The sequence below is a fragment of the Streptomyces mauvecolor genome, from assembly GCF_039532965.1.
Taxonomy (GTDB): Bacteria; Actinomycetota; Actinomycetes; order Streptomycetales; family Streptomycetaceae; genus Streptomyces; species Streptomyces violascens.
Map to the genome: position 1 here is coordinate 52,230 of NZ_BAAASQ010000032.1, position 22,598 is coordinate 74,827.

The window sequence follows — 22,598 nt, forward strand, 5'->3', positions numbered from 1 at the left end:
CAGGGGCGGTAGTGCGGGGAGCCCGAGGGGCGAAGCGTCCGGGACGCGCGTTCTGCCCGCCGGAAGGGTTGCCGCCCGCCCCAGACACCCGCCCCAGCCGTTCCGCCCCGGACATCCGTCGCCCTGACGGCCCACGCCCAGCCCCCGGTCGATGCGCAACTCGGCGAGCCGCGCGAGCCTCTGTTCGTGCCTCCGGTGCCTCGGCAGCGATTGCAATATGACGGGGAGTCAGATATGACGGAATGTCAGGGGAGGCGGGAACCCATGGGAAAACCGGTACGGCCGGGGGCGGTGCGGCGGCCGGGGTGCAAGGCGCCCTGGCAGCCTCTCCTCGCGGTCGGTAAGGTCGGCCCCCGCACGTCCCGGCAGCGACACGAGTTCCGGCACCAGCGCACGTCCCCGCTTCAGTGCACCTCCCTGTTTCGGCAGCGCACCTCCCCGCATCAGCGCACGTCCCGGCAGTGGTACGAGCTCCACCCGCGGCCCGGCGCCGCCGGACGGTCCGCCCCCGGCCGTCCGGGGCTCGCCGCTGCCGTCACCCCCCTCACAGCTTCACCGGTCTGATTCGGAGTGTTCATGACGCCCGTAGCGCCGAACCCTGAACTTGTCATCGGATTAAGCCCGTTGGGCCTGCCCGACCCGCTTCCGGTCGCCGCGGTCCGCCGGGCCGGCGGACTCGGTGTACTGGATCTCGGGGCGGGCGACCGCCGCGCCAGAGAGGCGCTCGCGCGCGTACGGCGCTGGACGGCGGGCGAGTTCGCCGTCCGCGTCGGGGCGTCCTGCGCACTGACACCCGAGGCTGTTGCCGAGGAATGTGGCGGCTCCCTCCCGTCCGTGGTGCTGCTCGCAACCGACACCGAGTGGAAGATCTGCCAACTTGCCGATGAATGCCGCGTGTTGGTCGAGGTGGGCAGCCGGGAGGAGGCGCGCCGAGCCGCGGCGGACGGCGCGTACGGGCTCGTGGCGCGCGGCAGCGAGTGCGGCGGCCGCAGTGGCGATCTGGGCACGTTCGTTCTGCTCCAGGCGCTGCTCGCCGACCCGGCGTACGACCTGCCCGTGTGGGCCTGCGGGGGCATCGGCCCGCGTACGGCGGCGGCGGCCGTGGCCGGCGGCGCGGCCGGGGTCGTCCTCGACACCCAACTCGCCCTGCTCGCCGAGTCGGGGACCGGGGACGAGGCCGCGGCCGTGCTGCGCACGATGGACGGGTCCGAGACGAGTGTCGTCGACGGTGTCCGGGCGCTGCGCGATGCCCGCTCGGGTCTCGAACTCCCCGTCGGTCAGGACGGGTTCCTCGCCGCCCGGTTCTCCGAGCGGTGGGACAGCGTGGCCGGTGCCGTGCGCGGGGTGCGCGAGGCCATTCTGGCCGCCGTGGGTGACCTGGCCGGTATGCAGACCCTGACGGAGGGCTCCGCGATGGCGGACGCCCTCGGCACCCGTCTGCCCCTCGTGCAGGGCCCGATGACCCGGGTCAGCGACCGGGCCGGCTTCGCCGCGGCCGTGGCACGCGAAGGAGCGCTGCCGATGGTGGCACTCGCGCTGTCCGACGGCGAGCAGAGCCGCGCCCTCCTCGAACGGACCCGCGGGGAACTGGGGGAGCGGCCCTGGGGTGTGGGCATCCTCGGCTTCACGGACGGCAGGACCAGGGCCGAACAACTGGCGGCCGTACGAGCGGTCCGCCCCACGCACGCGATCATCGCCGGGGGCCGCCCCTCCCAGGCGGCCGACTTGGACGCGTCCGGCATCAAGACGTTCCTGCACGTGCCGTCGGCCACGTTGCTCAAGCAGTTCATTGACATGGGCATGCACAGATTTGTGTTCGAAGGGGCCGAATGCGGCGGACACGTCGGACCGCGCAACAGCTTTCCGCTCTGGGAGGCGCAGTTGGCGGTCGTCGAGGAGTACGTGGCTCGTGCGCCCGGCACCGCGGGCGGCTTCCAGCTGCTGTTGGCGGGCGGCATCCACGACGAACGCTCCTCGGCCATGGTCGCCGCGCTCACCGCCCCGCTCGCCGCACGCGGGGTCGCGGTCGGCATGTTGATGGGCACCGCCTACCTGTTCACGGCCGAGGCGGTCGAGTGCGGAGCGATCCAGCCGGTCTTCCAGCGCCAGGTGATCGCCGCCGGGGCCACCGCGCTCCTGGAGAGCGCCCCGGGCCACGCCACTCGCTGCGTCGCCAGCCCGTACACCGCCGACTACGCCGCCGCCCGCGTGCGTCTGCGCGCCGACGGCACCCCCGACCGCCAGGCCTGGGAGGAACTGGAGCGGCTGAACCTCGGGCGGCTGCGGATTGCCAGCAAAGGGGTGGAGCGCGAGGGTGGCGAACTGCGGCCCGTATCCGAGCAACGCCAGCTCGACGCCGGGATGTTCATGGCCGGGGAGGTGGCCGTGCTGCGTTCGGCGGCCACGACCGTCGGGGCGCTGCACGACGCCGTGAGCCGGGGCGCCGCCGCCTTCGCCGAACGGCGGGCGGCCGAACTGGCCGAGACGCTGGTCGCCGCCGAGGACATCGCCGAAGAGCCTGCCCCGCAGCCGCTCGACATCGCTGTCGTGGGCATGGCCTGCATGTTTCCCCAAGCCCCCGATCTGGCGACCTACTGGGCGAACGTCGTCGGCGGCGTCGACGCGGTCACCGAAGTCCCCGCCGACCGCTGGGACCCGGAGATCTACCACGACGCCACGGGCGAGCGCTCCGGAACGACGGCGTCGCGGTGGGGAGGCTTCCTGCCGCCGATCCCGTTCGACCCCTTCGCGTACGGCATCCCGCCCGCCTCACTGGGCAGCATCGAACCCGTACAACTGCTTGCCCTCGAAGCGGCCCGGCGGGCACTGGAGGACGCCGGGTACGGCGAGCGGCCCTTCGACCGCTCCCGTACGTCCGTGGTCTTCGGAGCGGAATCCGGCAGCGACCTTTCCGGCGCGACCACCTTACGCACGGTCCTGCCCGCCTACCTGGGGGAGATACCCCCTGCCGTCGAGGAGCAGCTGCCCAAGCTCACCGAGGACTCCTTCCCCGGCATGCTCGCCAACGTCATCGCGGGCCGGATCGCCAACCGCCTCGACCTCGGCGGCGCCAACTACACCGTCGACGCGGCCTGCGCCTCATCCCTCGCCGCACTGGACGTCGCCTGCAAGGAACTCGCCGCGGGAACCAGCGAGATGGTGCTCTGCGGCGGCGCCGACCTGCACAACGGGATCAACGACTACCTGCTCTTCTCCTCCGTCCGCGCCCTCTCCCCGAGCGGGCGGTCCCGTACGTTCGACGCCTCCGCCGACGGCACCGTGCTCGGTGAGGGGGTGGCCTGCGTGGCGCTGAAGCGCCTGGCCGACGCCGAGCGGGACGGCGACCGCGTGTACGCCGTGGTCAAGGGCATCGGCAGCGCGAGCGACGGCCGTTCCCTCGGGCTCACCGCGCCCCGGCCCGAGGGCCAGCGAGCGGCGCTGGAGCGGGCCTACCGGGCGGCCGGGGTCTCGCCCGCCCGGGTCGGCCTCGTCGAGGCGCACGGCACCGGGACCGTGGTCGGCGACCGCACCGAACTGGCGACGCTGACGGCCGTGTTCACCGAGTCGGGTGCGGCGCCGGGCGGCTGCGCCCTCGGCTCCGTCAAGTCCCAGCTGGGCCACACCAAGTGCGCGGCGGGCCTGGCGGGCCTGATCAAGGCGGCGATGGCCCTGCACACCGGGATCACTCCGCCCACCCTCCACCTCCAGGAGCCGAACGCTGCCTGGGACCCCGCCACCAGTCCCTTCGCCTTCCACGGCGAGGCCCGGCCGTGGGCGGCCCCGGCGGCCGAACGGATCGCCGGGGTCAGCGCGTTCGGCTTCGGCGGCACCAACTTCCACGCGGTGCTCACCGCCCACGACGCGGGCGCGCCCCCGGCCCAGGGCTACGAGGCGTGGCCGGCCGAGCTGTTCCTGTTCCGGGGCGCGGATACCGCGGAGGCCGGACGGGAGGCGAAGTGGCTCCTTGGCGAGCTGGACGGCCCGGGCACGGACCTGCGGCTGCGGGACGCGGCGCTGGTGTCGGCCCGGCGCGCCGCGGCCCGGCCGGGCCCGGTGCGGATCGCGGTCGTCGCGGAGAGCGTGGGCGAACTGCGGGGGCTGCTGCGCAAGGCGGCGGACGGGGAGTGGGGGCAGGGGGTGTACGCGGCGGACCGGCCAGGGACGGAGGGGGACGAGCCGGGCAGGATTCCCGGCGGGCCCCGGGCAGATGGGCCGGGGAGGGACGGGAGCGAGTCCGGCAGGCCCTCCGGCGGGCTCGAAGCCGCCGGCTCCGGCGCCGACCCCAAGATCGCCTTTCTCTTCCCCGGCCAGGGCAGCCAGCGCCCCGGCATGCTCGCCGAGCTCCTCGTCGCGTTCCCGGAGGCCGCCCAGCTGGTGCGGCAGGGCGGGGCGTACGCATCCGCTCTCTATCCGCCGCAAGCCTTCGGCGCGGGCGCCGCCGACCGCCAGCAGCAGGCGCTGAAGGACACCCGCATGGCGCAACCGGCCCTCGGAATCGTGGGCCTGACGGCCTCTCACATACTGGAGTGGGCAGGCGTACATCCCGACATGGCGGGCGGGCACTCCTACGGGGAGCTGGTAGCCCTGGCAGCCGCCGGAGCCCTGACCCCGGACGCGCTGCTCGACCTGAGCGGCCGCCGGGCCGAGTCGATCCTGGACTCGCTCGGCGACGACCCCGGCGCGATGGCGGCGGTCACGGCCGCCCCCGCCGACGTGGAGCGCACCCTCGCCGGAGCCGGCCTCGACGGCCGGGTCGTGGCCGCCAACCGCAACGGCCCCCGGCAGACGATCGTCTCCGGTCCCACCGCCCTGGTGGACGAGGCGCTGGAGCACCTGCGGGGCGCGGGACACAGTGTGCGGCGCCTCCCGGTCGCCTGCGCCTTCCACAGCCCGCTGCTCGCAGGCGCAGGCGAGCGGTTCGCCCCGGTCCTGGCCCGGCACACCGTCAGGGCGCCCGGCTTTCCGGTCTGGGCCAACCGGACGGCCGCCGTCTATCCGGACCGGCCCGACGGCGTACGAGCCGAACTGGCCGCGCAGATCGAGTCCCCGGTGCGCTTCGCCGAACAGGTCGAGGCGATGTACGCGGCCGGGGCGCGCATCTTCGTCGAGGCAGGCCCGGGCACCGTCCTGACCGGCCTCGTCGGCCAGATCCTGGGTGACCGCCCGCACCGGGCGATCGCCTGCGAACCGCGCCCCGGCGCCGGGCTGCGCGGCCTTCTGGAGTGTCTGGCGCAGCTCGCGGTCGCGGGCGTGCCGGTACGCGCCGGACGGCTCCTCCAGGGCCGGGGCGCGGTGACGGAGCAACCGGAGCCGCCCGGCTGGACCGTGGACGGCCAACTCGTGCGCACCCGTTCCGGCGACCTGCTGCCCGGAGCCCTGAAACCGGCCCGACGGGTCAGTCTGGAGACGAGTACGGTGACGCGCGACAGCGACTCCCGGCACGGCGAGAGCGAACTCATCGCGGACTTCCTTCGTACGACGCGCGAGCTGGTCGCCGCCCAACGGGACGTCCTGCTCACGCACTTGGGGGTCAGAGGTACCGCCCCCTCCCCGGCTCCGGTGCCTCCTGCGACTCCGCGTGCGGAAGCCGTACCGGAGGTGGCCGTGGCCGAGGAGGCTCCGGCCGTACAGGCCCCGCGTCCGGTCGTGGCTGACATCGAGCAGGCCGTGCTCACCGTCATCAGCGAACGGACCGGCTATCCGGCCGACATGATCGAACCCGAGCTGGACCTCGAAGCGGACCTCAGCATCGACTCCATCAAGCGCACCGAGATCGTCGGCGAGCTGGCCCGTCACCTCGCGGGGACCCGCACCTTCGACGACGCGGAGATGGAGGAGCTGTCCCGGGCCCGGACGGTGGCCGCGATCACGGCGTGGATCACGGGGCACGAGAGCCCGGCCGAGCGGGAAGCGGCCCCTGAGGTGCCCGGGTCGGCCACCTTGGCCCCGCCCGACCCCGAGCCCGAGCCCGTCCAGGGCGTGGCCCCGCGCCGCTGCCTCCTTGAGCAGAAGCCCCTTGGCCCATCGGCCGTCCCGCCGGCCCCCGACCTCCACGGCCGGCGCTTCGCCCTGCTCGGCGGCGGCGCGACCGCCGAGGAGCTCGCGGCCCGGCTGGTGGACCGGGGCGCGGAGGTCGTCGCGTACGACACCGACCGGCGGCTCGACCCGGGCGACGGCCCACTCGACGGCGTCTTCCACCTGGGGGCCGTGGTCCCCGCCGGCCCGTCCGACTCGGGCGCGGCGCTGCTCCCCGGGGCCTTCGAGGTCTTCCGAGCCGCCCTGCGCCTCGCCCCCCGCTGGCTGATCTGCGGCAGGACCGTGCCCGGCGCCGGAGAGGACGCGGGGGCGGGTCTGCACGGACTGTTCCGGACCATCGCGCGGGAGTACGGCGACATCGCCGCCCGCGTCGTCGACCTCGACCCGGCGGCCACCGCCGCTCGGCGCGCCGAGTTCCTGCTGGCCGAGCTGTACGCCGAGGACCGCGCCCCCGTCGTCGTGCGAACCGAGGCCGGGCGGTACGGGTACGCGCTCGTGGAGCGCGGCCTGGCGGCGACCGGCGCGGGGCCCGCCGGGGACGGGGCCGCCGAAGCGGCGGCGCTCGGCCTCGACCGGGACTCCGTGGTGGTGCTCGTCGGAGGCGCACGCGGGATCGCCGCGGACTTCGCCGAGGCACTCGCAGCGGCCTCCCACTGCCGGATCGAGCTCCTCGGCCGGACTCCGCTGCCGCCCGGGCCCGAGGACCCGGAGCTCGCGGGCGCCGCCGGCGCGACCGAGCTGCGGGCGCTGCTCGCAGCCCGGGGCGAGCGGACCCCCGCCGCGATCGAGCGCGAGGTCAGGAACGTCCTCGCGGGCCGTGAAGTCGCCCACACCCTCGACCGGTTGAGGCGGCTCGGCAGCCCGGCCGCGTACCGCGTCGCCGACATGTGCGACGGCGCGGCCGGAGCCCAGGCCGTCAAGGAAGTCCAGGCGGAGCACGGGCGCATCGATGTGGTGGTGTACGCGGCGGGCGTGATCGAGGACCGGCTCATGGAGGAGAAGGACCCCGAGTCGTTCCGGCGGGTGTACGCGACGAAGGCGGACGGCGCCCGCGCGCTGCTCGACGCCGCGGCCGAACTGCCCCACGGCCCCCGGACGGCCGTGTTGTTCGGCAGCGTCTCCGCCGTGCTCGGCAACCGGGGCCAGAGCGACTACGCCGCCGCCAACGACGCGCTCGCGCGCGTCGGCGAGCGGTGGGCGCGGCGCACCGGGCGGCGGGCGCTGACCGTGCACTGGGGGCCATGGGCGCCGTCCGGAGTGCACTCCGGCATGGTCACCCCGCACCTCGCCCGCGAGTACGCCCGGCGCGGAGTGGCCCTCATCGACCGCGAGGAGGGCGCTCTGGCCCTGCTGCGGGAGCTGGCCTGGGGCGACGAGTCGGCCACTTCCGTCGTCTACACGGCATCGGCCTGGTGACGTGGCCGACGACACGCCGGCCACGGCCGGCCCGAGGGCGCGTCACATTCCCGTCGCCATCGTCGGCATGGCCGTGCTGCTGCCCGGTGCCAGGGATCTGGACGCCTACTGGCGCAACCTCGTCGACGGTGTGGACGCCGTACAGGACGTGCCCGCGGGACGCTGGGACCCGGTCTACCACCAGCCCGGCGACCCGGGAGGCGCGGCCGACCGGATCTACTGCCGGCGCGGCGGCTTCGTCGACGGCCTCGCCGAGATCGACGCCGCACGCTTCGGCATCATGCCCAGCTCGGTCGCGGGCACCGAGCCCGACCAGCTCATCGCGCTGTCGGTCGCGGCCCGGGCGATCGCGGACGCGGGCGGCGAGGAGCGGCTGCCCGAGCGCGGCCGGGTCGGGGTGGTCCTGGGCCGGGGCGGCTACCTCACCCCGGGCCTCGTCCGCCTCGACCAACGGGTGCGCACCGCCCACCAGCTGACGCACACCCTGGGCGAGCTCATGCCCCACCTCGCCGCGGACCAGCTCGATCGGGTCCGGGCCGCGTTCACCCAGGCGCTGGGGCCCGAGCACCCGGAGTCGGCCATCGGACTCGTCCCCAATCTGGCGGCGTCCCGCATCGCCAACCGGCTCGACCTGCGGGGCCCGGCGTACACCGTGGACGCGGCCTGCGCGTCCTCGCTGATCGCGGTCGACCAGGCGGTGGGCGAACTGGCCGCGGGCCGCTGCGACATGATGCTCGCGGGCGGGGTGCACCACTGCCACGACATCACCCTGTGGAGCGTCTTCGCCCAGCTGCGCGCCCTCTCGCCGAGTCAGCGCAGCCGCCCCTTCCACGCCGCGGCCGACGGGATCCTCATCGGAGAGGGGACAGGCGTCGTCGTCCTCAAGCGACTCGCGGACGCCGAACGCGACGGCGACCGCGTCTACGCCGTGATCCGCGGCACCGGCGTCGCGGGCGACGGCCGTGCCGCCGGGCTGATGAACCCTGACCCGGGCGGACAGACCCGCGCGGTCCGGCAGGCCTGGCGCGCAGCGGGCCTCGACCCGCGCGCCCCCGGCTCGCTCGGCCTCCTGGAGGCGCACGGCACCGGCACGCCGGCGGGTGACGCGGCCGAACTGGCCACACTGGCCGAGGTGTTCGGGCCGGCCACGGACGGCGCGGCCCCGGCCGTCATCGGCTCGGTGAAATCGATGATCGGCCACTGCATGCCCGCCGCGGGTGTCGCCGGACTGGTGAAGGCGGCCCTCGCCGTGCACCACGCGACCCTGCTGCCGACCCTGCACTGCGACGAGCCGCACCCCGCCCTGGCCCGCACCCGGTTCCGCCCGGCGGCGGCCGCCCGCCCGTGGGAGGAACCGCTGCGCCGGGCCGCCGTCAACGCGTTCGGGTTCGGCGGGATCAACGCCCATGTGGTCCTGGAGCAGGCCCCGGGCGCCGTGGCCGCTCCGCGCCGGGCGGCCGTGCGCGAACCGGAGCGAGTGCTGCGCCTGAGTGCCGACACCGCCGAGGGCCTGGCGCGGCTCCTGGACGCGGACGACACGACGGTACGGGAGCGGGGCGACGCCTCGTACGCGCAGGGCCCTGCGGACACCCCCGCGGCCCGGCTCGGCATCGTCGATCCGACCGCCAAACGGCTGGCACTCGCCCGCCGGGCGGTGGCCCACGGCCGCCCGTGGCGCGGTCGCAGCGACGTGTGGTTCGCTCCGCGCCCGCTGCTCGGGGCGGCGGGCGGCGGCAAGGTGGCGTTCGTCTTCCCCGGACTGGAGGCCGAGTTCGCGCCCCGGGTGGATGACGTGGCCGAGCACTACGGGCTGCGGCTGCCGGGCCGCGCGTACACCGAGGCGACCGACATCGCCCGGCACGGGCTCGGGGTGCTCCGCGTCGGCAGGGTCCTCGACGAAGCCCTGCGCGCGCTCGGCGTCCGGCCCGACGGGGTCGCCGGACACAGCGTCGGGGAATGGACGGCGATGATCGCGGGCGGCATGTTCGCGGCCGACAAGGCGGACGACTTCTTCGCCTCCTTCGACCCCGACTCGCTCCGGGTGCCGGGGCTGGCGTTCGCGGCGATCGGCGCCCCGGCATCCCGGGTGAGCGAAGCGCTCACCGACTGGCCGGAACTCGTCCTCTCGCACGACAACTCGCCCGGACAGTCGATGGTGTGCGGCCCGGAACAGCCCGTCGAACAGTTCACGGCGAAGCTCCGGGCCGAGCATGTGATCTGCCAACTGCTCCCGTTCCGCTCCGGCTTCCACACACCGATGCTCGCCCCCTATCTGGGCCCCATGAAGCGAGGCGTGGACGCGGCGGAGATCCTTCCGCAGCGGGTCCCGGTCTGGTCCGGCACCACGGCGGCCCCGTTCCCGGCCGACCCCGACGAGGTCCGCGCCCTGTTCGTCCGCCACCTCCTGGAGCCGGTACGGTTCCGGCCGCTCGTCGACGCCATGTACGCGGCGGGTTTCCGCGCCTTCGTCCAGGTGGGCACGGGCCGACTGACCTCGCTGCTCGACGACACGCTCAAGGACCGCGACCACCTCACGCTCGCCGCCAACTCGCCCCAGCGCGGCGGACTCGCGCAACTGCTGCGGGTGGAGACGGGGCTGTGGGCGGAGGGGTACGCGACGGCGCCCGCCCGGCCGGACGGGCTGCGCTCCGCCTCCGCCCCGACCCCCCTCGACCTGACGGCCGCGCTGGTCCCTCTCGTCCCCGACCGCCTGGACGAGCTACGTGCCGAGCTGCGCCCCCGTGCGGAATCGGAAGCCCAACTCTCCACCTCCACCGGCCTGTTGAGCGACTCCCTCATCCGGCGACACCCCGCCGCCGCAGAGCTCGACGCGCTGATGCGGGAGACGGTGGACAGTGTCACGGCCGTACTGGAAGGGGCGCGAACCGAGCAGGCGGCGACCGCCCCGCCCAGGGCGGCACTGGCCGGCGCGCCGGCCGCACCCGACAGCGCCGCCCCACCCGCCGAGCACCTCACCCGACTCCGCGTCTCCACCACCGCCATGCCCTACCTCCTCGACCACTGCTTCTTCCCGCAGCGGCCCGGCTGGCCCGATCCCGCGGACCGGCATCCGGTCGTGCCCGCCACCACCGTCCTGCACCACCTGATGGCCGCCGCCGAGCGTGCCGCGCCCGGACAGCGGGCGGTCGCCGTGCACGACGTACGCCTGGAGAAGTGGGTCAACGCCATCCCGGCCGTGGAGGTGACCATCACCGCCCGGCCCCAGGGGCCGAGCCGATGGGCGGTCGCGTTCGGGCCCTACGCCCGCGCGACCGTCCACCTCGCCCCCGCCTACCCGGCCCCGCCGCCCGCGCCACCCCTGGACGCGGCCGACGAGCGTGCGCCCGGCATCGAGGCGCATCAGCTGTACGAGGACCGGTGGATGTTCCACGGGCCCGCCTTCCGGGGTGTCACCGCGCTGCGCGGAATCGGGCCCGGCCACGTCCGCGGCACGATCACCACGCCGCCCGCGCCGGGCGCGCTCCTCGACAACGTGGGCCAACTCCTCGGCTACTGGCTGATGTCGACCCACCCCACCCGGACCGTGATCTTTCCGGTCGCCCTGGAGCGGGCCCGCTTCCACGGGCCGCCCCCGTCCACCGGCACCCGCGTCGACTGCCGTGCCGTCATCACCTCCCTCACCGAGGACGCCCTCGTCGCGGACGTCCGGCTCACCCTGCCCGACGGGACGGTGTGGGCGGAGCTCTCCGGATGGCGCGACCGCCGGTTCTCCGGGCTCGACGCGCGCAGAACAGGCGGCTACCCGGAACACCGCGCCCTCGCCGAGGCACAGCCCGGCGGCTGGTGCCTGCTGCGGGACGCATGGCCGGACCTCGCCTCCCGCGACCTGCTGATGCGCATGCAACTGGGCCGGGCCGAGCGGGAGGCGTACGGGGCGCGGCCGCCGCGCGGCCGACGGCAGTGGCTGCTCGGCCGGATCGCCGCCAAGGACGCGGTCCGGCGGTGGCTGTGGGAGCACGGCGAGGGCGCGGTGTTCCCGGCCGAGATCGAGATCGTGAACGAGGAGTCGGGGCGGCCGCGTGCGGTGGGGGTGCACGGGCGCAGCCTCCCGGCCCTTGACCTGTCCCTCGCCCACCGGGGCGACTTCGCGGTCGTACTCGTACGCCCGCCGGAGCACAGCCCGTACTCCAACGGCGTCGGCATCGACATCGAAGAAGTGGCGGACCACACGCCCCAGACCCACCGCGTCGCCCTCGGCCCCCGCGAACTCGCCCTTCTCGGCAGGCTCGTGGCCTCGGGCTCCGGCGAGTCCGAGGCTCTGTGGTTCACCCGGTTCTGGGCAGCCAAGGAGGCGGCCGCCAAGGCGGAGGGCACCGGGTTCGGCGGGCGGCCGCACGCCTTCGAAGTGACCGAGGCGGCCCCCGGCGCCCTCACCGTCACCGTCGACGGACGCCGCCACCACGTTCGTTGCACCCTCGTCGACCCCACCCATGTCGTGGCCTGGACCACGCCTGCGACGACCCCCAAGGAGAGCACTCAGTGACCACCAGCGAACGGCCCCCCGGCCCTGCCCCCCTGGCGCCGCCGGACGAGGAGAGGGTCCTGGCCGAGATCGCCGGGCTGATCGTGGAGGTGCTCGGGGACTACGCCCCCGACCCCGCCGACATCCGGCCCGAGACGCTGTTCGGCGACGACCTGGAGCTGGAGAGCATCGACCTCGTCATGCTGTCCGGACACCTCCAGGAGCGATACGGCGACCAGGTCAACTTCGCCGAGTTCGTGGCCTCTCTGGAGATCGACGAGGTCATCGCGCTGTCCGTCGGACGGCTCGTCGACCATGTGCTGCACCGCCTCGGCGCGGCCCCGGAAGCGGGGGCAGCCCCATGGTCATGATCCACGCGAACGGTCTGGGCCTGCACGTCCAGCGGCTGCGCCCGAGCGACCGACGGCCGCACGCGACCGTGGTGTTCGTCCACGGCGCCTTCATCGACAGCCTCGCCAGCTACTACTTCACCCTCGGCCCCCGGTTCGCGGCGGCCGGGTTCGACGCCGTCATGTACGACCTGCGGGGACACGGCCGCAGCGAACGCCCGCCCACCGGTTACGCCCTGGAGCACTTCACCGCCGATCTCGACGCCCTGCTCGACGAACTGGGCATCACCCACCCCGTCCACCTCGTCGGCAACTCCTTCGGCGGCACGGTCGCCCTCGACTTCGTCGTCCACCGGCCCGAACGCGTCGCCACCGTCACCGTGGTCGAGTCGGGGCCCGCCAGCCGGGCCTGGTCCCACACGATGACGTCCGCCCTGCGCCGCGCCGGGGACATGGGGGACGACGAGGCGCTGGCATGGTTCACCGAGCAGTACGGAACGCTCTCCTCGACCCGGACCGGCGACGCCCGCCACGACGCGCACATCCGTCGGCTCGGCCGGGCCGCCGCCCGGCTCGTACGATCCACCACCATCGCCGACGACATGCCCACCGGACGGGTGCTCACCGACGAACAACTCGGCGGGGTCCGCTGCCCCGTGCTCCTGATCAACGGCCAGGAGGGCCTGGTGGCCGCCGAATCCGCCCGGCTGCGGTCGCTGCTGCCGCACTGCTCGGTCGCCGTGGTGCCCGGGCAGAAGCACTCGGTCCTCGTCGAGGCCTCCGACGCCGTCGGGCGGCTCGCCCTGGACTGGGTCCACGAGCACGCCGGAGCCGCGCCCGAGCCCAGTGGAGCGGAGCCGGTCCGGTGAGCCGCTTCCTGTTCGTCGTGCCGCCGCTGACCGGGCACATCAACCCGGCGGCCGCCGTCGCCGCCGAGCTGACCGCGCGCGGCCATGACGTGGCGTGGGCGGGGCGGCCCGGGATCGTGGAGCGGCTGGCGGGGGAGCGTCCGCGGGTGTATATGTGCGCCGGGCCCGACTACCTCGCGGGGCGTCCGCCCCAGCTGCGCGGGCTCGCGGCCCTGAAGTTCCTGTGGGCCGACTTCCTCGGCCCGCTCGCCGAGGCGATGGCCCCCGGGGTGGCAGCGGCGATCACCGCCTTCCGGCCGGACGTGGTGGTGGCCGACCAGCAGACGGTGGCGGGTGCCCTGGTGGCGGAGCGGCTCGGCGTGCCGTTCGCGACCTCGTCGACCACGTCGGCCGAACTCACCGAGAGCATGGCCGCGATGCCGGGCGTGCGCAGCTGGCTCCTCGGGCTGCTGCGGGAGCTGAGAGCGCGCATCGGCGATCCGGCCGCCACATACGACCCGCGTTTCTCACCGGCGCTCACCCTCGCCTTCACCACTCCCGAGCTGACCGGCCCGTACACCGCGCCGGAGACGGACCTGCGCTTCGTCGGACCGGCGCTGGCCGCCCGGGGCTCCGCCCGTGAGGGCTTCCCCTGGCAGTGGCTGGACCGGGCGCCGGGGACGGCATCCGTCCTGGTCACGCTGGGTACCGCGAACACCGACGCGGGCGGCCGGTTCCTCGCCGAGAGCGTCGCGGCGGTCCGCGCCCGCGCCGGACGGCTGCGGGCGGTGGTCTGCGACCCCGGCGGGCTGCTCGGCGCGGTACCGCCCGGGCCCGATGTGCTCGTCAGGGCGGACCTGCCGCAAGTCGCCGTCCTGGAGCGGATGGCGGCGGTCGTCTGCCATGCGGGGCACAACACCGTGACCGAGGCGCTGTGGCACGGGGTGCCCCTGGTGGTCGCGCCGATCCGGGACGACCAACCGGTCGTGGCGGCCCAAGTGGTCGGCGCCGGGGTCGGGTTGAGGGTGAAGTTCGCGCGGGCGGGGCGTGACCAGATCGGCGCGGCCCTGGACGCGGTGGTGACCGAGCCCGGCTACCGCGACGCGGCCCGCCACGTCCGGGACGCCTTCCGCGCCGCCGGCGGCGCGTCGGCCGCCGCCACGCACCTGGAAAACCTGGCCGCCACCGCACCCGTCGCGGGACACCCCCCGATGAAGCCCCCGCACAGCCCCGACCGAGCCCCCACAGAGAGGGACGCACATGCCCGACAGTGAACGGATCGCCCGGCTCCGCCCTTCGTACCAGGACGAGCTGACCCGTGGCACGGGCCGCTTCTTCCTGCCGGCACGCACCGACTGCCCGTGGTGCCTGGGCACGGAACTGCGCGGCAAGTTCCGCACCACGGACCTCATTCAGGGCAAGCCGGGCGAGTTCGCCCTCGACCAGTGCCGGGGCTGCGGCCACATCTTCCAGAACCCGAGGCTGAGCCAGGAGGGCCTGGACTTCTACTACCGGGACTTCTATGACGGGCTCGGCGCCGAGACGACTGCCAAGATGTTCGAGGGCAACGGCAGCAAGAAACGGTTCCGCCGCAGTGCCCGGGCCCTGCGGCGGGTCGCCCTGCCCGGCCGGTGGCTGGACGTCGGCACCTCGCTGGGCCACTTCTGCGCCACCGCCAAGGAGGTGCTGCCCGACACCGAGTTCGACGGGCTCGACATGGGCGAAGGCGTCGAGCAAGCCGCCAAGGAGGGCCGCATCCAGGAGGCCTACCGGGGGCTCTTCGTGGACCTCGCCGACGAGATGGCGGGCCGTTACGACGCGGTCAGTATGTTCCACTACCTGGAGCACACCCCCGACCCGCACCGCGAACTCGCCGCCGCGCACACGGCGTTGGCGCCCGGCGGCCGTCTCCTGATAGAGGTCCCCGACCCCGAGTCCCTGTCGGGACGGATGCTCGGCCGGCTCTGGCTTCCCTGGTTCCAGCCCCAGCATCTGAACATGGTCCCGATGGGCAATCTGTGCGGACGGCTGCGCGAGCTCGGCTTCACCATCGAGGTGGCCGAGCGCCGTGACGCCCACATCCCGGCCGACCTGGCGTGCGCCACCTGGTTCCTGGTCAACCGGCTGCTGCCGCGCGACGACGCACCCTGGCGGCCCCGCCGCCCGGCCCGCGCCTCCAGGGCCGTCCGGTTCGCGCTGGTGTGGGCGGCCGTGCCGGTGCTGATTGCGGTGTACGGCCTCGACCAGCTGATCAACCCGCTGGCACGGCGGTCCCGCTTCTCCAACGCGTACCGAGTGATCGCCCGCCGTGACGCGTGAGCGTCGCGGTCCCCCGGCCGACAGCACGTGTGAAACCCCGGGCGACATGCCGTGGCGAGACCATCCACCGCGCGCAGCACGGACGTTCGGGGCCGCGAAACTCCCATGTTCCGTATCGGCTGCGGGCGTTGGCGTGCTCCGGCTGGTCACGTCCCACAGATCGGCGTGGTGGCGCGGGACCGCCTGACGCCTGCGCCGTCCTGGGAGCCGCCTCCGGTTTCCGGCCTCGGCCGGGCACCGCAGGGGGCCATGACGCCACCGGCGCGTATGTGTTCCGCTTCGGCGGGCGACGGGATTCTGGCAGAGCCGGTCATCTGGTAGCGCCCGTCGTGCAGGTGATCGCGGTCGCCCGCGTGGCTGGGCTGATGAGAACGAAGAGCACTTGTTGGTGAGTGCTGGAGATAGTGGAAATAGTTCGTTCTTGATCACGGGGCGAATGTTGGCGAGAACGGAGAACACTCGCGGGCGTTCTCCGTGTGTCGACCCCTGGCATTGACAGGGGGAGGGCTCGGCTCAATCGTCGGGGCACGACGAACTTGGGTGGTGATGGCGAGCGCGACAGGGAAGGGCAGGGGATTCCGAGCGCCTGGTGACCCCATCTCCAGCACCTTGGCCAGGCCGACCCGCAACAGCACCGAGTCCCGGCGATCACCGCCCGCACGGCAACTCCGCCGTCAAGGTCGTCGGTCCCCCGGCAGGGCTGCTGACGCGGAAGGTGCCGTCGACCGAGCCGACCCGCTTGGCCAGCCCGCTCAGCCCTGTCCCGGCGCAGGCGTCGGCACCGCCCAGCCCGTCGTCGGTGACGTGCACCCGCAACACCTTCCCGACCCGTCGGACGGTCACCGCGACCCGCGTCGCACGGGCATGCTTGGTCACGTTGGTCAGCGCCTCGGAGATCACGAAGTAGGCGACCGACTCCACGGCCGGCGCGACCCGCTCGTCGAGATCCACCCGCAGGCGGACCGGCAACGGCACCCGGGCGGTCAGCCCGGACAACGCCGCGTCCAACCCGCGGTCTTCGAGTACCGCCGGGTGCAACCCGCGCACCAGGTCGTTGAGTTCGGCGATCGCCTCCTTCGCCTCGAGATGAGCCTCCGCGAGCACCTCGCGGGCCCCGCCCGACAGGTCGGTGCGGGTGGCCATCGCCAGGCCCAGGTTGACCGCGAGGGAGACCAGCCGCTGCTGGGTGCCGTCGTGCAGGTCACGCTCGATGCGGCGGCGCTCGGCATCGACCGCCTCGATCAGTTCGGTGCGGCTATCGGCCAGAGAGTCGACCCGCTGCTGGAGCCGCTGCGCCCGGCTGGGCCCGAGCAGCACCAACGTGAGACGCGACTCCGACCGGGCCACCGCCCCGGCCGTCCAGGGCACGACGCACAGCAGGGCGAGACCGCCCACCGTGTAGCACGGCAGCTGCGTCGCATAGCCGAACCAGTCCTGGCGGACCCCCACCGGCAGCGCCCACACCCAACCGCCGGCGGTCGCGCCCGCCAGGCCCGCGATCGCCAGCACCAGCACCGACAGCTCCAGCACGGCCAGCAACGGGCCCAGCAGCAGGTGGTATCCGAGCCGGCGCCAGGGACGCGTCGCCGAGAGCCGACGGGCGGCCGACGCCCACGACCACCGCTGCGGCACGGGCGCCGGCCGAGGGATGTCCACGCCGAGCAGCACCCGGTGGCGGAACCGCTGAACGGCCGTCAGCAGCGGGACACCGAGCAGGATCAGCGCGGCCGACGCGGGGAGCACCAGAGCCCAGTTCCCCGTCTCGGTGAAGGTCACCACGCCCCAGGCCCACACGGGCACCAGAGCCAGGTGCGGCAGGACACCGGCGGCCAGGAAGCCGGCGTCCCGCCGCGCCCGAAGCGCCGAGCGCCTCAGCACGGCTGGAATCGTCATGGCCCGACCCTAGGACAGCCCGACGGGGGCCTGCCATGAGGCCTGATTCCGGATCCATGGTGAAGCCAGTGCCACCCCACGCGACGGCCCCGCCGAGCAGGCCGACACGGCCCAGGCCGAGAACAGCGGGGCTTCGCACGCGACCACACGAAGTGAACCAGAGCCGGAGTGGGGCAGCAGATGTTCACCGTTTCGGGAGGCATTTCCGAGGGCCGCGGCGTTCGGAATTGATCACGGGATGCGGCAGCAGCAGTCGCCAGCACTCAATGGCGGTACGCGGTTGTCGCGATCTCGGCGGGGGATCGGATCAACGGGTTGGTGTCACCGTCGTTCCACACCGCCACTACTCGGCTCGGTGTCATGCCAAGTCAACGGGACCACGGCCGACTCCGCGGGCAGGTCGTGTCCGAACGGGGCCAGGCCGACCGTGCCGTTCCACAACATGGCATGCAGGCATTCCTGAACGGCGCGCGCCATTGGCCCCTCGCGCGGGCCGCCGTTGCAGTACGACTGCCGGCTGAGGCTGTGCCCTGTGGGAACCGGAACCATCGGCGGTCGCTCAGCTCTGCCGGCCGCAGCCGGTCGCGGCGGGCCGGAGGATCGTCGGCCCGCAGGCCATACCGACCGGATCGGTTCCCAGGTGCGACGATACCCACGAGGTATCGGCGTTGCAGGATGGGTCTTGGACACCGTCGGGGTCTCGGCGGTGCACTCGTGAGCATGACCGAAGAGCGGAAGAGCCGAAGAACCGAGGATCAGCGAGCCGAGGCCGACCGCGCCTTCTCGGTGGTGGGTCGCGGTGGCGGTGAGACGCCCGTTCCGGGCGCTGTGCGCATGCATTCTGGAGGACGGCAGCCGCACCGGGCACCGCCTCGCCACCGCCGAGGCCGACCTCGCCCCGCACCCACCACCGCAGCACCGCCACGCGCAACATGACGAGGGCTTCCCCGCGCAGTACTTCCGAGACATCCGGGAGGTGTTCGCCGACGGCCGGCCGCCGACGCGACAAGCCGACATCGGAGCGATGAGCCGCTACGTGACCGCGCCCTCCACCGACCTCGCCTGAAGCAGAGGGGACGGCCCACCCTTCTTCCGACAGGCGAGGCGTGGCGCTGCAATCCTGCCGACGCCCTCGGATGACGGACCGGGCCTTCTCCCGGGGCTCTTTTGACAATTGACGCAATCGACGGGGCCCCGCGAACCGGTGGCCCATGAACGGGAACGATGAACATCGCCTACTGGATCGCCGCCGGACCACTCGCCCTCTTCTACTGCTACGCAGGAACGCTGAAGGCGATCCGCAGCCGCGATCAACTCCGCCCAATGATGGCCTGGGTCGACCGGATACCCTTGCCCGCACTCAGGGCGCTGGGGACGATCGAGATACTCGGCGCGACCGGCCTGGTCCTGCCACCGCTGACCGGCATCGCGCCCTCACTGGCGCCCGCCGCAGCCATCGGCTTCGTCCTCCTGCAGACAGGTGCGATCGCCATGCACTTGACCGGCGGAGACCGCCGGATCGCACTCAACGCCGGGCTCATTGCCACGGCGGCCGTGACCGTCTGGCTGGCCACCAGGCTGTGATCGAGCACGGCCTTCGCCCGGCGGATACGAATCCAGATCCGGCCGCCGCCCCCAGCCCGCGGTCACTTCTCATGGCCATCGAACACGCCGCCTCAACGCGCCGCTCGCTGAGGAGCGCAACTGCCATGGCAACCCGTGAACAAGGCCGCCACCGAGGGATGTCAGTGCCACCGCATAGGGTTCGGGTGATGGGCCCGGAACGGGGCCACCAGCACGGGAGTACGGCAAGTCTCCCTGGTCTGCGCGGGGGTGGTTATGGCGCTCAACCGGCGTCCAGGCTTACAACTTTGGGAGCGATTGGGTTCGGGGCGTGCTGGCCTTGCGGGTTGGCTGGTGGGTGATCAGCAGGCGGCCTGCCGGGCGAGCACCAGTTCTGTGCTCGCCTTGCGGCGGGTCGCCCGCCGGGCGGAGCGGTCAGCGCCCAGGGTGGCGATCGCGAGGTGGGTCTCGGCGTAGGTCTCGCGGCGGCCGGTGAACCGCTGCAGGGGCCGCCACTGCTGGTACTCGGCGTTGGTGTGCTCCACGCAGATCCGCGCGGAGGACTGGCGGCGTGGCTGCTCGCGCCAGGCGTGGTGCTCGCCCAGCGGCGCGTCGTCCTTTGGCTTCTTCGGCGGGGCGCTGACCTGGCCGGGGAACTCGTTGGCCAGGCCCCAGTAGCCCTCGTCGACCTCGGCCTTGACCTTGGGGTGCCGGTGGAACTGCTCGGCGATGCCCTCGGTGCGCACGGCGGTCTGGTCGTGTATGCGGCCCGGCCGGACCACGCCGCTGAACAGCGTGCGACCCTGCGGGTCACTGAAGGTGGTGGTCTTGATGGTGTTCTGCTTCTTCTTTCCGGAGACGAACGCCTTGCGGCCGGGGCGGTGGGCGCGGGGGCGGCGGACCTGCACTTCGGTGCCGTCGATGCGCAGGTCATCGCTCTCCGCGTCGGCGTAGGCGAACAGGTCCTCCAGCGTGCGGAGCCGCACCCCCGGCCGGTCCGGGACGGCGAAGCCGCGGGCCGCCAGCAGCGGGTGGACCTCGCGGATCGCTCCGGAGACGGTGGAGCGGTCCACTGCGTACAACTCGGCCAGAGCGGCGTGCGGGATCCCAAGCCGCAGGTGGACCAGCCTGACCAGGAGCCGGTCGACGAAGACCAGGCGCTGCTTGGGCCCGGCGCCGGCCGCCCGCCTCCGGTCTCCGCCCCGCCGCCCGTGTAGCGCCGACTCCCGCGCGGCCTGCCACCGGGGCGCGAGTTCTTCGAGCAACTCGCCGAAGTGTGCGCGCGGGACCCCGGACAGGACAGGATGGGAACAGGTCGCACGGGCCCATGTACGCCTCACAACTCACCCAACCCGTAGGGCCGTTCCCATGTCACGGGCCGGTGCCACGGCACTCTTGATCGTCTTCTGAGCGGTGCCTAAGCTCTCATGTCATGGAGATGGGGGAACCGGACCGCGGGCGGCGGGCATGGCACGACGGGCTGGTCAGGCGTCGTGCAGCCGCAGGTCTGCTGGCCGGGGCGGCGGGGCTGGTCATTCTGGGAACGGTGTTCGTCGTACTGCCGGGTGTGGTGGTCGACCACGATCTCGCCGGGGCGAGCGTCGCCGCGCAGGATCGGCTGAAGGCGGTCAACGATGTCCGTACGACGCTTCTGCAGGTGGTCGGCGGCCTGGTCGTGCTCTTCGGCGCGTACGCCACCTGGCGGCAACTGCGGGTGAGTCAGGACGGTTTGCGCGCCACCCAGGAGGGCTACGTCACCGACCGATTCAGCCGGGCTGTCGACCAGCTCGGCAGCGACAAGCTGGATGTGCGCATCGGCGGGTTGCACGCGCTGTGGCGGATCGCGGAGCAGTCCGCCCGCGACCGGGAGGCCATCATCTCCATCCAGGCCGCGTATCTGCGTACGCACCTGCCCTGGCCACCCGCCGGGCCGGAATCACCGGCGGCAGACGTGCCCATCAACGACATCGCACCCCTGGAGACCCGCGCCGCCGACGCCCAGGTGGCGCTGACCGCACTCGGCGTGCTGTGCCAGCACCGGGAGCAGTCCTGGGTCAATCTCAGCATCACCGACTTGCGCCGGGCCGACTGCGACGGACTGTGGTTCCCCGAGGTCAACTTCGACCGCGCCTGCATGGAGGCCGCGGGCCTGTACCACGCCAATCTGACCCAGGCGTCCCTGGTCTCGGTCAACCTGCGGCACGCCGACCTCACGACTGCGATTCTCCGCCGGGCTCGCTGCATTCTGGCCGACCTACGCGCCGCGAAGCTGGTCGAAACCGACTTGCGTGACGCCGACTTCACCGAGACCGACCTGCGCGAGGCAAACCTGCGCAAGGCCGACGCCCACGGCGCGGTCTTCCACCGCGCCGACCTACGCATGGCCGACTTGCGCGGCACCGACTTGAGCACCGCCAACCTCGTCGAAGCACGCCTGACCGGCGCCCTGGCCAGCGAGCACACCCGCTGGCCCGCCGACTTCGACCACACGGCCGCCGGAGTCGTCGACACCGATGACCCCGGCCCCGAGCCCTCGCCTCTACTCCAGCCGCCGGGGATGACGTGGCAGGCACCGCCGCTGCGGTCCACTCCCTGACCAAGACGACCCGGTCAAGACAGCCGCGACCGCGATCCGCCTGACCGGCGTCACTCCTCCTCAGCGGCGTCCTGATCGCGCAGGGGCCCAGACCGCCAGGCAGATCCGGGAGCTGGTATCGCTCCCAAGGCAGTTAGTTGAGTGCCGTAGTGCAGCCCGACAGCCCGACAGCCCGGCCCCATCGCCCGATGTGAGTTGGGTGCAGCGCCGAGTTCCGACGGCTGACCCTGGCGGATCGCCAACACGCCCTGCAAACGGTGCAGGGTGTTGTGCTTGCCCTGCACCGTGAGGCCATCCAGGCGGTGATGACGGCGTCCTCACCGCGGTCGAGTTCGTCCACCGCTCGCTCCGGGTCCCGATGGCTCCGCCCGGCCTCCCGGGGAGGGGCGAAGCCAGGCTCCGCGAGGCGCTCAGCGGTTCGGCTCGTGGAAGGCTCCGGCTTGTTGGCCTCGGGCACCTGTACCCGCTGTGGTAACCGGCCACCGGGGCTGTGCCCGTCGATGCCGAGTTCGCGGAGCTGGGCGGTGGGCCGGCTCGGCATCGTGTTCCTCATCAGCGAGGCACCGCATCACCTGTGTGTCAGGGACCGCGTCCGGCTCGGGCAGCCAGACCGGTGAATACGGCAACGGCCCCGTCCCCGGCATGAGAACGCCGGGAACGGGGCCGTTTCGCATCGTAGCCACGCTCGTATCCACCGCTGGCCACCTGTATCCAGCCGGGCGGCAACGTGTGGAGTCTGCCCTGGCTTAGAAGGCGCTGTTGTTGCAGCCCATGCTGGAGCCCATGTGGGTGTTCTGGGCGCCGGGGTTGCCTTCGCCGTTGAGCGCGTTGCCCAGCAGGCCGTTGAGGATGCCGACCTGGCCGAGGACGTCGACGTTCAGGTCGTGTGACTTGCAGTTGCTGCTCTGTCCGACGCCGAAGTGGTCGCCGCCCTTCCCGCCGTCATGCGCCTGGGCCGTGCCGGCGGCCATTCCGAGGGTGCCGAGGGCAGCGACCAGGACGGCTGCCTTGCGAAGCTTCATGTGATCTCCAATGAGTGACGAGGATGCGATCCGTGGCAGATCGATTCCCTAGAGTCACGAAAAGTTAGTATT

The 22,598-nt window shown here is 73.2% G+C and carries 12 protein-coding genes and 1 pseudogene; 9 read left to right on the plus strand and 4 right to left on the minus strand.

Annotated features, from left to right (window positions below):
* Positions 1-576: 576 nt before the first annotated feature.
* From ABD346_RS32925 to ABD346_RS32950, 6 genes are read left to right on the plus strand one after another with little or no spacing between them, the layout of a single operon-like run.
* The gene (locus ABD346_RS32925; protein ID WP_344379957.1) at positions 577-7,452 is read left to right on the plus strand and encodes an SDR family NAD(P)-dependent oxidoreductase; all 6,876 of its coding nucleotides are present in this window, start codon (positions 577-579) and stop codon (positions 7,450-7,452) included.
* A gap of 1 nt (position 7,453) precedes the next feature.
* Positions 7,454-11,956 (plus strand): beta-ketoacyl synthase N-terminal-like domain-containing protein, encoded by a 4,503-nt coding sequence (locus ABD346_RS32930; RefSeq protein WP_344379959.1) that lies wholly within the window; start codon positions 7,454-7,456, stop codon positions 11,954-11,956.
* On the plus strand, positions 11,953-12,306 hold the full coding sequence (locus ABD346_RS32935) for a phosphopantetheine-binding protein (RefSeq protein WP_344379961.1): 354 nt from the start codon (positions 11,953-11,955) through the stop codon (positions 12,304-12,306). The genes ABD346_RS32930 and ABD346_RS32935 overlap by 4 nt, the downstream gene beginning before the upstream one ends.
* Complete coding sequence (locus tag ABD346_RS32940) at positions 12,303-13,154, plus strand: alpha/beta fold hydrolase (RefSeq protein WP_344379963.1); 852 nt, start codon at positions 12,303-12,305, stop codon at positions 13,152-13,154. Before ABD346_RS32935 ends, ABD346_RS32940 begins: the two co-directional genes overlap by 4 nt.
* Positions 13,151-14,407, plus strand: coding sequence for a glycosyltransferase (locus ABD346_RS32945; RefSeq protein ID WP_344379965.1), 1,257 nt, complete (start codon positions 13,151-13,153; stop codon positions 14,405-14,407). The genes ABD346_RS32940 and ABD346_RS32945 overlap by 4 nt, the downstream gene beginning before the upstream one ends.
* Complete coding sequence (locus ABD346_RS32950; protein ID WP_344379967.1) at positions 14,394-15,452, plus strand: class I SAM-dependent methyltransferase; 1,059 nt, start codon at positions 14,394-14,396, stop codon at positions 15,450-15,452. The genes ABD346_RS32945 and ABD346_RS32950 overlap by 14 nt, the downstream gene beginning before the upstream one ends.
* 648 nt (positions 15,453-16,100) lie before the next feature.
* Here the strand turns inward: ABD346_RS32950 and ABD346_RS32955 are convergent.
* Positions 16,101-17,345 (minus strand): sensor histidine kinase, encoded by a 1,245-nt coding sequence (locus tag ABD346_RS32955; RefSeq protein WP_344379969.1) that lies wholly within the window; start codon positions 17,343-17,345, stop codon positions 16,101-16,103.
* Between the two features lie 263 nt (positions 17,346-17,608).
* Positions 17,609-17,985 (minus strand): annotated as a pseudogene (locus tag ABD346_RS32960) (type 2 periplasmic-binding domain-containing protein); the annotation flags it as partial.
* Positions 17,986-18,144: 159 nt separating this feature from the next.
* Here ABD346_RS32960 and ABD346_RS32965 point away from each other — a divergent pair.
* On the plus strand, positions 18,145-18,411 hold the full coding sequence (locus tag ABD346_RS32965; RefSeq protein ID WP_344379971.1) for a hypothetical protein: 267 nt from the start codon (positions 18,145-18,147) through the stop codon (positions 18,409-18,411).
* A gap of 158 nt (positions 18,412-18,569) precedes the next feature.
* Positions 18,570-18,929, plus strand: a complete 360-nt coding sequence (locus tag ABD346_RS32970) for a DoxX family protein (protein ID WP_344379973.1) — start codon at positions 18,570-18,572, stop codon at positions 18,927-18,929.
* 341 nt (positions 18,930-19,270) lie between these two features.
* On the opposite strand, the gene ABD346_RS32975 is transcribed toward ABD346_RS32970, so the two are convergent.
* On the minus strand, positions 19,271-20,173 hold the full coding sequence (locus ABD346_RS32975) for a transposase family protein (protein WP_344379975.1): 903 nt from the start codon (positions 20,171-20,173) through the stop codon (positions 19,271-19,273).
* Positions 20,174-20,340: 167 nt separating this feature from the next.
* On the opposite strand from ABD346_RS32975, the gene ABD346_RS32980 reads away from it, so the two are divergent.
* The gene (locus tag ABD346_RS32980; RefSeq protein ID WP_344379977.1) at positions 20,341-21,504 is read left to right on the plus strand and encodes a pentapeptide repeat-containing protein; all 1,164 of its coding nucleotides are present in this window, start codon (positions 20,341-20,343) and stop codon (positions 21,502-21,504) included.
* A 746-nt stretch (positions 21,505-22,250) separates the two neighbouring features.
* On the opposite strand, the gene ABD346_RS32985 is transcribed toward ABD346_RS32980, so the two are convergent.
* On the minus strand, positions 22,251-22,526 hold the full coding sequence (locus ABD346_RS32985; protein WP_344379979.1) for a hypothetical protein: 276 nt from the start codon (positions 22,524-22,526) through the stop codon (positions 22,251-22,253).
* Positions 22,527-22,598 lie beyond the last annotated feature (72 nt).

What these genes read in the sequence shown, in the direction of transcription:
- ABD346_RS32925 (WP_344379957.1), top strand. Translation starts at nt 577, where the DNA reads ATGACGCCCGTAGCGCCGAACCCTGAACTTGTCATCGGATTAAGCCCG.
- ABD346_RS32940 (WP_344379963.1), top strand. Translation starts at nt 12,303, where the DNA reads ATGATCCACGCGAACGGTCTGGGCCTGCACGTCCAGCGGCTGCGCCCG.
- ABD346_RS32950 (WP_344379967.1), top strand. Translation starts at nt 14,394, where the DNA reads ATGCCCGACAGTGAACGGATCGCCCGGCTCCGCCCTTCGTACCAGGAC.
- ABD346_RS32955 (WP_344379969.1), bottom strand. Translation starts at nt 17,345, where the DNA reads ATGACGATTCCAGCCGTGCTGAGGCGCTCGGCGCTTCGGGCGCGGCGG.
- ABD346_RS32970 (WP_344379973.1), top strand. Translation starts at nt 18,570, where the DNA reads ATGAACATCGCCTACTGGATCGCCGCCGGACCACTCGCCCTCTTCTAC.
- ABD346_RS32980 (WP_344379977.1), top strand. Translation starts at nt 20,341, where the DNA reads ATGGAGATGGGGGAACCGGACCGCGGGCGGCGGGCATGGCACGACGGG.
- ABD346_RS32985 (WP_344379979.1), bottom strand. Translation starts at nt 22,526, where the DNA reads ATGAAGCTTCGCAAGGCAGCCGTCCTGGTCGCTGCCCTCGGCACCCTC.